At 42.0% G+C, this 12429-nt stretch carries 15 protein-coding genes; 5 read left to right on the top strand and 10 right to left on the bottom strand.

Going from position 1 to position 12429, the window contains the following annotated elements; genetic code table 11:
- Window positions 1-108 precede the first annotated feature (108 nt).
- Both EHQ62_RS06950 and EHQ62_RS06945 read left to right on the top strand, forming a co-directional pair.
- Window positions 109-498, top strand: coding sequence for an OmpA family protein (locus EHQ62_RS06950; protein WP_167482853.1), 390 nt, complete (start codon window positions 109-111; stop codon window positions 496-498).
- A gap of 33 nt (window positions 499-531) precedes the next feature.
- On the top strand, window positions 532-927 hold the full coding sequence (locus EHQ62_RS06945) for an acyl-CoA thioesterase (RefSeq protein ID WP_135641478.1): 396 nt from the start codon (window positions 532-534) through the stop codon (window positions 925-927).
- Between the two features lie 35 nt (window positions 928-962).
- Here EHQ62_RS06945 and EHQ62_RS06940 read toward each other — a convergent pair whose 3' ends face one another.
- A complete protein-coding gene (locus EHQ62_RS06940; RefSeq protein ID WP_135641477.1) occupies window positions 963-1349 on the bottom strand; it encodes an LIC_11502 family protein in 387 nt (128 codons plus the stop codon).
- Between EHQ62_RS06940 and queG the strand changes: the two genes are divergently transcribed.
- Window positions 1348-2325 (top strand): tRNA epoxyqueuosine(34) reductase QueG, encoded by a 978-nt coding sequence (gene queG, locus EHQ62_RS06935; RefSeq protein ID WP_135641516.1) that lies wholly within the window; start codon window positions 1348-1350, stop codon window positions 2323-2325. The two genes, EHQ62_RS06940 and queG, sit on opposite strands and share 2 nt — an antisense overlap.
- 118 nt (window positions 2326-2443) lie before the next feature.
- Here queG and thiE read toward each other — a convergent pair whose 3' ends face one another.
- The 9 genes from thiE to EHQ62_RS06890 all read right to left on the bottom strand — a co-directional run bounded on the left by thiE (window position 2444) and on the right by EHQ62_RS06890 (window position 11341).
- Window positions 2444-3076, bottom strand: coding sequence for a thiamine phosphate synthase (gene thiE, locus EHQ62_RS06930; protein WP_135641476.1), 633 nt, complete (start codon window positions 3074-3076; stop codon window positions 2444-2446).
- Entirely contained in the window at window positions 3066-3869 is an 804-nt protein-coding gene (gene thiM / locus EHQ62_RS06925; RefSeq protein WP_135641475.1) for a hydroxyethylthiazole kinase, read from the bottom strand. Before thiM ends, thiE begins: the two co-directional genes overlap by 11 nt.
- Window positions 3870-3890: 21 nt before the next feature.
- Window positions 3891-4286 (bottom strand): response regulator, encoded by a 396-nt coding sequence (locus EHQ62_RS06920; protein ID WP_135641474.1) that lies wholly within the window; start codon window positions 4284-4286, stop codon window positions 3891-3893.
- Between the two features lie 195 nt (window positions 4287-4481).
- Window positions 4482-5237, bottom strand: a complete 756-nt coding sequence (map, locus tag EHQ62_RS06915) for a type I methionyl aminopeptidase (RefSeq protein ID WP_135641473.1) — start codon at window positions 5235-5237, stop codon at window positions 4482-4484.
- A gap of 3 nt (window positions 5238-5240) precedes the next feature.
- Window positions 5241-5444 carry a hypothetical protein gene (locus EHQ62_RS06910; RefSeq protein WP_002978419.1) on the bottom strand — a complete coding sequence of 68 codons (204 nt, stop codon included), beginning with the start codon at window positions 5442-5444 and terminating at the stop codon, window positions 5241-5243.
- Window positions 5445-5455: 11 nt separating this feature from the next.
- Entirely contained in the window at window positions 5456-8686 is a 3231-nt protein-coding gene (locus EHQ62_RS06905) for a SpiroCoCo family coiled-coil protein (RefSeq protein WP_135641472.1), read from the bottom strand.
- Window positions 8687-8769: 83 nt separating this feature from the next.
- Window positions 8770-9405: a rubrerythrin gene (locus tag EHQ62_RS06900; protein WP_135641471.1), complete on the bottom strand. Its 636-nt coding sequence runs from the start codon at window positions 9403-9405 to the stop codon at window positions 8770-8772.
- A 31-nt stretch (window positions 9406-9436) separates the two neighbouring features.
- Window positions 9437-10084 (bottom strand): hypothetical protein, encoded by a 648-nt coding sequence (locus EHQ62_RS06895; RefSeq protein ID WP_135641470.1) that lies wholly within the window; start codon window positions 10082-10084, stop codon window positions 9437-9439.
- On the bottom strand, window positions 10085-11341 hold the full coding sequence (locus tag EHQ62_RS06890; protein WP_135641469.1) for a 1-acyl-sn-glycerol-3-phosphate acyltransferase: 1257 nt from the start codon (window positions 11339-11341) through the stop codon (window positions 10085-10087).
- A gap of 47 nt (window positions 11342-11388) precedes the next feature.
- Between EHQ62_RS06890 and lmtA the strand changes: the two genes are divergently transcribed.
- Window positions 11389-12150 (top strand): lipid A Kdo2 1-phosphate O-methyltransferase, encoded by a 762-nt coding sequence (gene lmtA / locus EHQ62_RS06885; RefSeq protein WP_135641468.1) that lies wholly within the window; start codon window positions 11389-11391, stop codon window positions 12148-12150.
- Window positions 12151-12157: 7 nt separating this feature from the next.
- The gene (locus EHQ62_RS06880; RefSeq protein WP_135641467.1) at window positions 12158-12412 is read left to right on the top strand and encodes a hypothetical protein; all 255 of its coding nucleotides are present in this window, start codon (window positions 12158-12160) and stop codon (window positions 12410-12412) included.
- The last annotated feature ends 17 nt before the right edge of the window (window positions 12413-12429 follow it).

The raw sequence follows: 12429 nt of genomic DNA, 5'->3' as shown, positions 1-12429 counted from the left end.
GGTTTTGCAGAGTCTAATCGTTGTATGTTTTGGATTTCCCTAATCTTAGTTAGTTTGCCCTTTGTTTTTTATTGGCTTTGGCCAAAAAATGGGAAGGGAAGTGAACCAATGGGACAAGAATCGTACAATTTGTCCAAAGGAGCAAAAGGATCCTTACCACCTTTTTCTGCTGAAACCGTAGTTTATTTCGATGCCGGTAGATCTGAATTGGCACCAAACGAAGTACAAAAATGGAAAGATTCCGTTTCCCATTATTTATCACAATCGTTAGATTCTGTCACATTGATTGGGTCGGCGGATACCACGGGAAACTTGGCGAAAAACCGAAGGCTTGTAAAAGAACGGGTGCAAGGGATTAAAAAACATCTCATCTCCAGGGGAGTGAACCCCAAAATGATACTTTGCCAATATTTAGAACCCATCCAAGGGCGAACGCCAAAGGAAAGGGAACAATTTCGTTCGGTCGTCATCCAATGGAAGGGATACGGTTCGGCGTGACAAAATCCATCGGTTTGGGAATTTGTCAGTGAAATGATCCGAACTGAAATCCAAATTCGATTTAATGATATGGACCCCATGCGAAGGGTAAATAACGCTAGTTATTCGGCCTATTTGGAATTGGCACGACTTGATTTTTGTAATCGGTATTTGTCTGTTTCGCAACTAGAAGACATTCCCTTTGTGATGGCCCGTGTCGAAATGGATTTGATCGCATCTGTTTTGCCCGGGGACTCCATTTACATCCACACTTGGGTTTCTAAAATTGGTACGAGTTCTTGGGAATTTTCATACGAAATCAAAAACCAAAAAACAAATGTTTTGTATGTCAAAGCCAAAACCATACAGGTATATTTTGATTACCGCGCCCAAACCAAATTGCCGATCCCAAACGAATTTAGAAATTGTTTGGAAAAGGAAATGGGATGAATCGAATTAAAAAAATTGATTGGTTTGGTTTGTTTTTAAAACAATTCTTTTGAATCAAAATGTTTCCATTCCCAATGGTAAGCAGACTTATCCCCAAATTGGATGCATTCGTCTAACCAGTTGGATTCGGTCTCTGGATTGAGGGAGGCATAGGTTTCTCTGATAGTTTTTATGAGTTCTTTGTATTCGGGAAGGATCTCTGGCAAGAGAGGGTCTGTTTCTCGGTTGAGGAGTCGCAAAACAGCTTGGATCAAGGCAAAGTAGATCCCTTTTCTTAAGAGCTCTGGTAAGTCCTTTGGCAGGGGGACAAGTGCTTCTAGTTTTTGGAAATGGGGGATTAGTTTTGGCAACTGGACCGACAAATGGCTTGGCAACTGGCTTTGGATTGTTGTAAGGTAAACTTCATTCTCTTTGTCTGCCATGGCCACTCACTCTTCTGACCAATTTCAAATCAAAACCATCTGCGAAAAAGAAGGATTTTCTTTTGTTGGGTTTACGAAGGCAAGTTTACCCGATAAAGACCTCCAGTTTTTAGAAACATGGATCACAGAAAAGAAATATGGCAATATGGATTGGTTTGCAAAAGACCATGCCATTGCCATTCGCAACCGATTTGAGAATTTGGGTTTTGTTCCAAGGTCTGCGATTTGTTTGGGTTTTGTCTACCGGTCGAGCGAAAGTGAAGCCCTAGTCTCTCAAATGGAACGAAAGGTTTCGCGGTATGCCCTCGGAACTGATTACCACATTGTTTTACGGAACAAAGGAAACCAAATTTTAAAGGAGTTACGGAATCTTTTTCCAACAAACCATTTCCGCCAATCGGTTGATAGTTTGCCCATCGCTGAAAAAATCCTCACAAGGGAATCGGGTGTTGTTTGGCAAGGGAAACATACCAATCTCATCCATCCCAAATTGGGATCTTATTTTTTTCTCTCCATCATTCTCACCGATTTAGAGTTAGGTGAAACAATTCCCGAAGAGACCACCACAGACCATTGTGGGAGTTGCCGTAAGTGTTTGGACATTTGTCCCACAAATGCCTTGGAGCCTTACCAATTGGATGCTTCTAAATGCATTTCCTACCTTACCATTGAAGACAGAGTTGATCCTCTGGTGACAGAATCATTTTTGGAATGGGACAGAAAGGGTTGGGTCTATGGGTGTGACCTATGCCAAGAAGTTTGTCCCTGGAATGAAGGGATCGCCAAACGAAACCAGGTGGAAACAAACGAACCTAGTTTTTTGCCAAAAGAGTTTTGGAAAGATCCCACGTTCCAATCCAAAGAGTTTTTATCAGAAACTGAATTTAAAGGATATTTTGAGAAGTCACCCATCGAATGGATCGGAGTCTCTATTTGGAACCGAAACCAAGTGAATAAAAAAGATTCTTACGAATAGATCATTTCATAACGTGTAAAAAAAATGAAGTATTCTTTTTAAAATACTTGGGTAAGGAACGAATACCGTGTTCGTGGCAAAACGGTTCTCTCCAAACCATTTCGTTTGGTGCGGGGATTCAAAACAAATTTCGTAATGATTCTGTTGTTTCTTTTGGATCTTTTGCCGAACAGATTGCACTCACAACAGCTACCATATCGGCCCCCGCATCGATTACCTCTTTTGCATTGCCTATGTTGATGCCACCAATGGCGACAACGGGGAGATTTGAATTTTCTCTGAGCCAGCGAACACCTGCTAGTCCTAAAGCTTCTTTGGTATCGGTTTTAGTAGGAGTCGCAAAAACAGGAGAAACGGCCAGGTAATCCAAATTGGGGTTAGGATGTTCTTTCTGTAAGGTTTCAAAGTCTTCTTTTGTTTCGATGGAAAGGCCAATGATGGCATTTTTTCCAAGGAGTTTTCGTGCTTCTGGCCATGGCAAGTCGGATTGGCCCAAATGCACCCCATCTGCACCCGATGCCAAACAGAGGTCCACGCGGTCATTGATGAGGAGGGGGACTTGGAAGGGTGTGAGGATATCTTTTAAATGGATGGCAAGAGCCAAAAATTCTCGGGAAGTGGTTTCTTTTTCCCGAAGTTGCACAAGGGATACGCCACCGGAAGCGGACAATCGTACCACTTCTTCTAAGGAGTGGTGGAGGCAAAGGGGTCTATCTGTCACCAGATACACCCCACGGAATCTATTTTGCATTTAACCTTTGTTTGATGGTATCTGCATTCAGTTCGTAAAGGGCATCAAGGAATGCCACCTGGAAACTGCCAGGGCTAGACGTTTTGGATTTTGCCATCTCACCTGCAATTCCCATCACCGCCATCGCAGAAGTTGCCGCTCTCAACTGGTCTGTTTGGACCGCAGCAAAGGCACCACAAAGCGCAGAGGCAGTACAACCAAGGCCTGTGACCTTTGTCATCAGAGCATCTCCATTGGAGATTTGCGCCATGTCGGTTCCCTTTAAGATGTAATCAGTAGCACCACTGATGACAACCACTCCACCTGTGACCTTGGATAAAGACTTTCCAGTCTCAACTGCAGACTCAGAGGAGTCGGTTGCATCCACACCTTTGGTTTTTCCGGAAGAAGAAAGTGTTGAAAGAATTTCAGAAGCGTTTCCACGGACAATGGTCGGGTTCCCTGCATCTAAGATCCTTCGGATTGCCGCATTACGAATGTTACTTGCTCCTGCTCCCACAGGGTCAAGAACCAAGGGTTTTCCTAATGAAACAGCTTTTTTAGCTGCTTTTTCCATACTTTGGATCCAAGGTTCCGAGAGGGTTCCAATATTGATGACGGTTGCCGAACAGATTGTAACCATTTCTTCCACTTCTTCGATGGCATGTGCCATAATGGGAGAGGCACCGACAGCAAGAAGGGCATTGGCTGTGTTATTCATCACAACGTAATTGGTAATATTATGAACTAGTGGGACTTTCGAACGTAAAAGTTCTAAATCTTCGATGGTATTTTTTAAAATAGTTTGGGACATACGGAGGTTTCCTAGGAGAACCTAGGCAATCTTCGTTATCGCGTCTTCTACTTTTTTGATTAAATCCGATTCCGACCACGGTTTGTTTAAAAAACTATGTAGGTCCACTTCCCCTTTCAATTGGTTGAGGGAATGTTCATCGATGTGTCCGGAAATAATTATTTTTTTAATGTTTGGGTAGGTTTTGTGAACTTCTCGTAAGAACTCATCACCACGTTGGTTTGGCATCAGCCAATCCGAAATGATGATGAGGATATTGATTCCTTCTTCGGCCAATTCTTCAATGATCGACCATGCCTCTTCCGTATTTTGGGCCGTTTCATAACGATACTCGTTCCCAAAATGTTTTTTTAACTGAGATTTCAAACTCATCAGAATGATTTGTTCGTCATCGACGAAGAGGATGGCTTTGCCCATTGGATTATTTACCGTCGTGAGGGCACTCGGTCAATTTGTCATGGCCTGGACAGGAACGTTTTTCTTTTCCCGGGCAAATGGCAAATACCGACGTTGTAAAAAATAATACGCTTAAAATCGCAACAGTAAGCTTCATACGATCAACCTCTCTTCAAATTAGACGAAAGTTTCATAGCGAAGGCAAGAACCTTTTCTTCAAACTTTTGTTAGAATTTCATACCCTTTGTCTGTGACAAGGATGGTGTGTTCAAACTGTGCCGATAGTTTCCCATCTTTGGTTCGGACAGTCCACTTGTCTGAACGATCAAAATTCACTTCCCAAGTTCCCAAATTGACCATTGGTTCCACAGTGAAGATCATTCCTGTTTCCATTTTGGCTAATTTTCGGGGTGAGCGAAAATGTGGTACTTGTGGTTCTTCGTGGAAATTTCGGCCCACGCCGTGCCCCATCAGGTCACGCACAATCCCATACCCAAGTGGGGTTAAAAAGTCATCAATGGCATTCCCGATGTCGTCAATCCGGTTCCCTGGTTTGATTTGTTCAATCCCCACCCACATGGCTTTTTCCGTATCTGCGACAAGTTTTTCCGCTTCGGGAGTGGTTTTACCACCCACGATAAAGGTTTTGGAAGTGTCTCCAATGTAACCATCGACTATCGGGGAGACATCTAAATTGACGATATCTCCATCCGCGAGTACGTCTTCCTTTTTGGGAATCCCGTGGCAGACCACATGGTTGATGGAGGTACAAATGGATTTTGGGAAACCTTTGTAACCGAGTGGGGCAGAACGGTGGCCATTTTTTTTGGTATAGGCTTCTGCGATGTCATTCAGTTCCAAAGTGGAAACGCCCGCTTTCACGAAGGGTTCCAAATACACGAGGAGTTCGGCGGCAAATTTTCCCGCCTTCCTCATCTTTTCAATTTCTGATTTGTTTTTGATATAAATCACGGATTAGAAATCAGTCGACCGAACCGTTGTTCTTTTGTTGGCAGAAGTTCTTTCGAGTGCTTTGTCGATCAAACGGTAAATTTCTTCGTTGATACCATCAATGGCATCCCCGGAAGTCATAAAACCCTTACTTTTGATGTATGCTTTCACCTTGGAAGTGACAATAAGGGATTCTTTTGACGTTGTTTCTGTTTGTTCTTCGGACATGGATACCTCGGTTATTTCTTTCTAACTCCGAGGATGGTATCCACAAGGGATTTTTCAATATTTAATTTTTCACTAATTGCCTCAGAAGACCACTGGTAGTTGTCATGGAGGCTCTGGATGGTCGCTCTTTTTCGCTCGACTAAGGGATTTCCCGAATTTTTGCGGTCAGTTTTGGCTGGGGTACTTGGGTTCTGCATCGCCCCTTGCACAATGTCCAGAAATTGGGAGAGTTTTTCGAAGGTTTCGTCCGCTTCTCCGAGGAGGGATTCCAAATCGTCCTTTGTGTCACGAGTGGAATCTTTTAGGTCTTCCAATCGTTTTTGCAGGGTCAGGATTTGTCGGTGGCGGTCGGAAAGGTCCCCAAGCAGTTCCTCAATTTTGTCAAATTTACGTTCGACGGAATCAATCTGAGCCTCACGTTCCACAAGGAAGGAAGTGCGGTTTTCGGCCTGGCGGATGGTTTCTGTGAGTTCTTTCTCCCTTGCTTCCACCACATCGATCTCGCGGTCGAGGATGTCGAGGCGGGCTTGGAGTTCCCGTGCATTGTGTTTTTGGCCTTCCAAGTTTTCTACTAAGTGGAAAACAGAATCTTGTGATTCTTGGAGGGAAGACAAAAAGGATTCAATTTTTGCCTGTTCTTTGGTTAGGTTTGCCACCCGTGACTCAATGGAGCTGACTTCGGTTAGGCTTTGTTCAAACCCTTCCATGGTTTCTGATACATGTACCAAGTTGGAGGCAAGGATTTGGATTTGTTTGTCGATGTCTTCTGATTGGAATTGTGCTTCTTTTAAGGCTTCCAATTCCGTTGTTATTTGCGATCTCATTTCGCTGAATTCAGAGATGGCCGATTGGACCAATTCCAAATCTGGTTTGCCTTTTTCGAGAGATCGCAGTGCTTCTGATATTTCTTCCACTGCTTTGTTCGATTCGTCTGCAATTTGTTTGGCGGAAGCGAAAAGGTCAGAATGTTCTTTCACCGTTTCCAGTTCACTGGAAAGTGTGAGGATTTCTTCTTTTAGGTTCTCGAGTTCGTTTTGGAAACCAGACAAAGTTTCTTCTTTGGTTTCCGTGAGTGATTCCAATCCATTTTGGATTTCAAATTTGAGATCATGGAATCGGTTCAAACTGTCTTTCAAAAAATCTTGGCTTTCTTTTGCGATTTCCTTAAACGATTTTTCGTAATCCCTTTGGTAAGTTTCAATTTGTTTTTTCGATTCGTCTTTGGAACGTTTGATACTTTCTTCTAAGTTGCGACGAACTGTGTTTAGGTGGTTTGAGATTTTTTCTTCAAGTTGGCCAAGTTGGACATTCCCTTTGTCGAGGAGTTTTGTCAATTGGTGAGAGATTTTGGAATCGATGGTTTCATTCAAACGATCCATTTTTTCTTCTTGTAGGTTGAAGAAAGATTCACCCGATTCTTCTAAGTGTTTGAGGATTCTTTCCACTTCACTACGAGCCAGTTTTGCTTCGTCTTCCAAACGAGAGATACTTTCTTTTGTTTTGGATTCCGCAACAGTCTCCAAATTGGATTTTGCTTTTTGGAATTGGTTTTGGAATTCCAAAAGAAGGTCTGCTCCCTCCACGTGGATTTCTTTTAAGCGGTCTTGGAGTTTTTCGATGCTGTAGTTTTGGTCTTCTCGCATCTTTCCAAGTTCATCTTCCCATTTGCTCACAAATTGTTCTAAATTGGCATTGGCAATGCGGATCTTTTCCGTAACGATTTCTTCGGATTCTTTGGCTTTTTCTTCTGCAGTTTCTAATATTTCATGTGCCGATTCGCGCAGTGCAGACTTTAATTCTTCAACATATTCATCCACATCTTTCGTTTGAGCTGTGATTGTTTCACCTAGTTCTTTTACTTGGGATTGGATCGAATCAAGGTCTGATTCCATATCCTGCTTCTGGATTTTGAAATCAGAGTGCATTCTCTCTTCTAATTCTTTTTTGAGTTCAAAAAGAGAAGTTTTGATGACCATTTCTTGGCCAGATCGAACCGTTTCGAGTTCACGGTCAAATTCCTTTAATTCTTGTAAGGCGCTCTTTTTCAGCGTGGTTGCTTCTTCTCTTAGTTCCTCTGAAATACGGTGGAATTCTTCCGAAAAAGCTTCGATCTCACGGATGAGTTCTTGTTTGCGAATGTCTGCTTGTCGGAGGAGTTTATTTTCCGCCTCTAAGTACTTTTCTTGGAATTGGATGATGGTTTGGTTGATGCCATCAGCTTGTCTTCTTGTTTCATTGATGATGTCATCTCGTTTGGAAAGTGTTTCGAGTGACAAGTCTTCGATTTCACGTTTGATCGCATCCGTTTCTTGGTTTAATCCCTTCATAAAGGAATCTTTGGTGTGGCTTACTTGGTCAACGATGGATTCAAAACGTTCTTGGATTTTTTTCTCAAGTAAGGATACTTTTTCTTCCAATTTGGAAGAGGCTCTTTGGTATTTTTCTTCTAACCTTTCATCAAACTTATCTACCTTGTCAGATAATAAAGAAGAAGTGTCTTCAAACTTTGTTAGACGGACATCCAAATCACCTTGTGCATACTTCATGGATTCGAGTAATAAATCCATTTCTTTTCGCGCATGGTCAAGTCGCCCAGCGGTTTCATTTACCATCACATCGGCATGGGTTAATAATTTTTCTCTCGCAGTTTCTGCAATTTTGGAAAGGGAATTGTCGAGAAAGTCTGATTTGGTTTCGAGTAGGCTCTCGAGTTCCACCATCTTTTGGGCAACGGATTGTAAAATTTCATCACTTCGTAAGTTCAATTTGTTTTGGAAGGTATCGAGCATCGAAATGGATTCATTATGAAGGGCTTCCATATCTTCTGAAACTTCACGTAACTCACGTTTGTGGGAATTGATTTGAGAAAGTCCTTCTTCCATGTATTGTTTTTCACGGCGGACTTGGTTACTCAAATCTTGGATTTGCTCCATCTCTCCCGAAAGAGAAGAGAGGTAATCTTTACTTGCTCTGATTTTTTCAAAGAGGTCTCTGGATTCGACGCTTAAATGTTGGATGTCTTCTGCGACTTTTCGGGATTGTTTGACGAGGATATCAAGATCAATCCCTGCATCCTTTACCATTTGGATCTTTTGCAAGGCGACCCCTTGCATTTCTTCAGTGAGTTTTGTGGCGTAACGTTTCAGTTGGGACAATTTGGTATTGGATTTGTCCAAACGACGGAGTCCGATGGTCACGGCTACACTCGCCAAAAAAGGCAATAAAAAGACTTCTAATCCCATTTTCTCAAAGATCCAATAATAGTATTATGTCGCATGAAGATGGTTGAAGGAAACCAAGTTGAGATTTTTTTCGCAAGCCTTTTTTAATTTAGGGAGAATTCACCGATTTGGCGCCAAAAACGAGTGAAAATTTTGGCCTCTTCGGCTTCCAAATGGGCAAGCCTTTCCGATGCTTTTGGGTCCAAGCGGAACATTTCAGCACTCATCTCGGACAAATGGCCTTCCTCTTCGAGGATGAGGTTGGTTAGGCGGATGGGGGAACCAGATTCGTTTAAAATTGCATCGTACGCATTGTAAACGACCATGGCTCTTTTTTCGATCACAGTGGTGGTGTACAAATAGGCAAGGTAGGTGAAGGTTCTTTCGTCAGGGAAAGCGGACCGAAGGTTTTTGCGGACAAGGCTGTCTAGTTTTGCGAAATAAATTCTTGCGGCAGTCCCTCGCACAAGGGAGGAGTTTTGGTAACCTGAGCGAAACTCTGGTTGGATTGTCCTTGCGGCCTTTTTGAAAAAAAGAGCATGCCTTGCTTCTTCTGTGGCATGGCGTAAAATCATTTCCGAAGTGTCTTCACTGGATTGGGTGAGGAGGATTTTTCTGGAACCGATGTGTTCGAGAAGTGAGAGGGTGTTCAGCCAAAGGGCATGGTTTGACTCGTTCGATACAATCGCTTTTAAAACCTGAGGGATGGATTCATTGGAAGTGAGAGTTGGAATGCCCATACATCCAAGTTGGAAAACCTAAGATTCTCTGCTAGCCTTTCTTTAAAGGGATGTTCAGTTGGGCGATGGTTTCGCCGTCTTCGTGGTAAATGCGAAATTGGTCGGTGGGAAGTCCCTCACCTTTGAGGAGGATGATGCAGAGTGCGATTCCAATCCCTTCTCCCTCTGAGTTGTCACCCCTCTCGATATAGTATTCCATTATGTCATTGTAGTTTTGCGCATGTAAAAGTGAGTTTCTGATTTTTTGCATTTCCCCGCGCACTAACATTGAGTTGTTGCGGATATCAAATTTCATTTGGGATTCGTTATGTTCGATTTTGACATGGACATATAAATTTTTTTCACGAGCAAGTGGTTCAAATGCATTCCCCCTTCCTGAGAGGATGAGGCTTTTGTACATTCTAACACCTAATTCATAGTCGGCGGGGGATTGGATGTCCAATTGGTTTTCCTGAAAAAACAGTCGTTTGAAATTGGCTTTAAATCCATTTAAGATCAAATCTTTGACAATGGTGAATAAAATGGCCGATAAATTTTCAATTTTGTATCGGCTGGTGAGTGAATCAAGTGTCAGTACTAAAGATTCATCTAAATTTTTGGAAGCGCCATAGGCTCTGAATTCCAAAGGGCCTGGTGTTTTTAGCCAGTCCTCAATTTGAGATGACGACAATGGTTCCATTTAAAAAATATATTGGCTAGGAAACAGTGCGTTGGATTTCGCTTTTTCTTCGACGAGCATGGCTTGTAACTCATCTCTTAGACGTTCTGTGATGCTGTCGATAGTTTTCTTTTTGTCTTCTTTGTATGAACCAAAATAGTCATTGATCGTAAATGGTTTTCCTAGTCTAACAATTGCTTTGTGAGGTCTTTGTTTGGTTTCCCCAAAGATTTCGTTTTCATAACGGTATAAAAATTCATAAAGTCTTTCTGGGCTTGGAAGTTCTTTGATGTATGAAGTTTGGATGGAAATAAAATCATAGGCCTTTGTCGCCGCATTCCTTGCCCATCTTGCCATCTCAAGACTTGGTAACTCACCATTCGGATCTGGGATGCCCACAGAAACCATTTCGAGAACACTTAGAATCTTTCTGAGTTTTTCGATGGCATTTGTTTCTCCATCCCATTTGGGAATTTTAGCCTTCCTTGCGATATTATCCAACATGGCATGGCGCATACGACCCAATCGATAATCAAAGTCGTCCGCTCTACTTTCGTCCACAGGCACACCGTATTCTTTTTCTTCTCGTTCCATCATCCGTTTCCCAACAGATAAAAATCGGTGGACAATGTCTTTGCCTGACTTAGAGATCCCGAGTCTCTCTTCCATTTTGGTTAAGCTCAAGTCGATGTCTTTTTGCATCGACTGGATTGAGTTTGTCATTCTGTATTTGATGAAGGTTGGCAAAACCCAAATGGTAGCATTTGGATCTTTTTTTAGCGCATCTTCTAATCCCCAAATCCCCAGTTGTGCCACACCTGGTTGGAAGGGGAGTAAGGTATCATTCATCCCACTCGTAGGTTCTCCCTCTGGGAATAGGGCCAGTTTCCCTTCAGGATTTGCTAATATATTCCTTGAAGCTTTGAGTGATTCCCGATCAGGTGCACCAGCTAACACCGAGTATGCACCAATAGATTGGATAAAATCACCAACAAATCCATAACCCCATTCAAAAACTTCTCTTGCGGCCATATAATGGAAACGGGAGCCCATCAAGTTTGCGGCATGGTAGGCAATTCCTGGTTCTTTGGTTGTGGGATGGTTGGAAATATAAAGAAGGCGTTCTTTTTGAAATGATTTTAATGTTTTTTCGTCATTTTTCGAGATTTCAATCGAATCGATATTATGTACCAATTTATTGAGCAGAGGCAGTGTCAGATCGGTAAACCAAAGAGCAGGGAGATTGAACTTTGCAGGAATAAAGGATTTGATTGACATAGGACGAATGCTGACAGCTTAATCAAAGGAAGCAAGTACGATTTAACATGGCACTGATAGAAGAACTCAACCAACAAGGCAATTTTCTTTTCCGATGGCGCTCCTACATTCCTGGAGTCATTTTGTTCCTTTCCTTACTATATTTACCCTATGTTCCTTATTTCCAAGGGAACTATATGTCCAATTTATATTGGCTTACTGGTGCATTTGTAGTTAGTTTAGCGGGATTATTTGTGCGATGTTTCACCATCGGTTACACTCCTAAAAATACATCTGGGCGAAATACCAAACAACAAGTAGCCGATGTGGTCAACCAATCAGGGATTTATTCTCTTGTTCGCCACCCACTTTATGTAGGAAATTTTTTGATGTATTTAGGACCTGTTTTTATCCTTCGCGATTTCGCATTCGCATTGGTGTATATCATGTTCTTTTATCTGTATTATGAAAGGATTATATTCGCAGAAGAGTATTTCCTTCGTGGAAAGTTCAAAGATGCATATTTGAAGTGGGCGGACAAAACCCCAGCATTTATCCCACGTTTATCGGGGTATCAAAAACCAAATTTGAATTTTTCTTTCCGAAATATCTGGAAACGTGAATACCCAAGTTTATTTGGAATCATTGTAGTGTTTACTGTATTTGATCTCATCCAAATTTATTTCCAAGAACCAAACCTTCGAGTGGTAGACATCACAGGGATTTGGAAACCGTTTCACACTTGGTTTTTTGGATTTGGCTTGGTGTTTTATATTGTTACACGTCTGATCGTAAAGACCACCAAACTTCTGGAAGTCGAAGGACGATAATTTTTTTATGAGCCGATTGTCCAATGGTTGGAAGGTTCCAGAGTCACTTGAAGAGAAAAAAGAACTTCTGGAATCCTACCTAAACACTGTGAATGGAATGGAAAGTGAAAATCCACTTACCATCTTTCGCGAACATATGGACAACGGCCTTTTGTTCAAAGCAGGTTTACAAGATGCAATGAACCAACTCACCACTTTTGCAAACTTGTATATGAGTATCATCGAATTAAAAGAAGAAATCAAAAAACAATCGAAAGCCTAAACAAATTGGAAACCAAT

The sequence above is a fragment of the Leptospira jelokensis genome, assembly GCF_004769635.1.
Taxonomy (GTDB): domain Bacteria; phylum Spirochaetota; class Leptospiria; order Leptospirales; family Leptospiraceae; genus Leptospira_A; species Leptospira_A jelokensis.
Note: the sequence above shows the minus strand (reverse complement) of the source record. Positions and strands in the feature narration are given on the sequence as shown.

Excerpts from the sequence above, each read along its gene's own strand:
- lmtA (WP_135641468.1), top strand. The coding sequence starts at position 11,389 with ATGGCACTGATAGAAGAACTCAACCAACAAGGCAATTTTCTTTTCCGA.
- EHQ62_RS06880 (WP_135641467.1), top strand. The coding sequence starts at position 12,158 with ATGAGCCGATTGTCCAATGGTTGGAAGGTTCCAGAGTCACTTGAAGAG.
- queG (WP_135641516.1), top strand. The coding sequence starts at position 1,348 with ATGGCCACTCACTCTTCTGACCAATTTCAAATCAAAACCATCTGCGAA.
- EHQ62_RS06890 (WP_135641469.1), bottom strand. The coding sequence starts at position 11,341 with ATGTCAATCAAATCCTTTATTCCTGCAAAGTTCAATCTCCCTGCTCTT.
- EHQ62_RS06950 (WP_167482853.1), top strand. The coding sequence starts at position 109 with ATGGGACAAGAATCGTACAATTTGTCCAAAGGAGCAAAAGGATCCTTA.
- EHQ62_RS06920 (WP_135641474.1), bottom strand. The coding sequence starts at position 4,286 with ATGGGCAAAGCCATCCTCTTCGTCGATGACGAACAAATCATTCTGATG.
- thiM (WP_135641475.1), bottom strand. The coding sequence starts at position 3,869 with ATGTCCCAAACTATTTTAAAAAATACCATCGAAGATTTAGAACTTTTA.
- EHQ62_RS06910 (WP_002978419.1), bottom strand. The coding sequence starts at position 5,444 with ATGTCCGAAGAACAAACAGAAACAACGTCAAAAGAATCCCTTATTGTC.
- EHQ62_RS06905 (WP_135641472.1), bottom strand. The coding sequence starts at position 8,686 with ATGGGATTAGAAGTCTTTTTATTGCCTTTTTTGGCGAGTGTAGCCGTG.
- EHQ62_RS06940 (WP_135641477.1), bottom strand. The coding sequence starts at position 1,349 with ATGGCAGACAAAGAGAATGAAGTTTACCTTACAACAATCCAAAGCCAG.
- EHQ62_RS06900 (WP_135641471.1), bottom strand. The coding sequence starts at position 9,405 with ATGGGCATTCCAACTCTCACTTCCAATGAATCCATCCCTCAGGTTTTA.
- EHQ62_RS06895 (WP_135641470.1), bottom strand. The coding sequence starts at position 10,084 with ATGGAACCATTGTCGTCATCTCAAATTGAGGACTGGCTAAAAACACCA.
- thiE (WP_135641476.1), bottom strand. The coding sequence starts at position 3,076 with ATGCAAAATAGATTCCGTGGGGTGTATCTGGTGACAGATAGACCCCTT.
- EHQ62_RS06945 (WP_135641478.1), top strand. The coding sequence starts at position 532 with ATGATCCGAACTGAAATCCAAATTCGATTTAATGATATGGACCCCATG.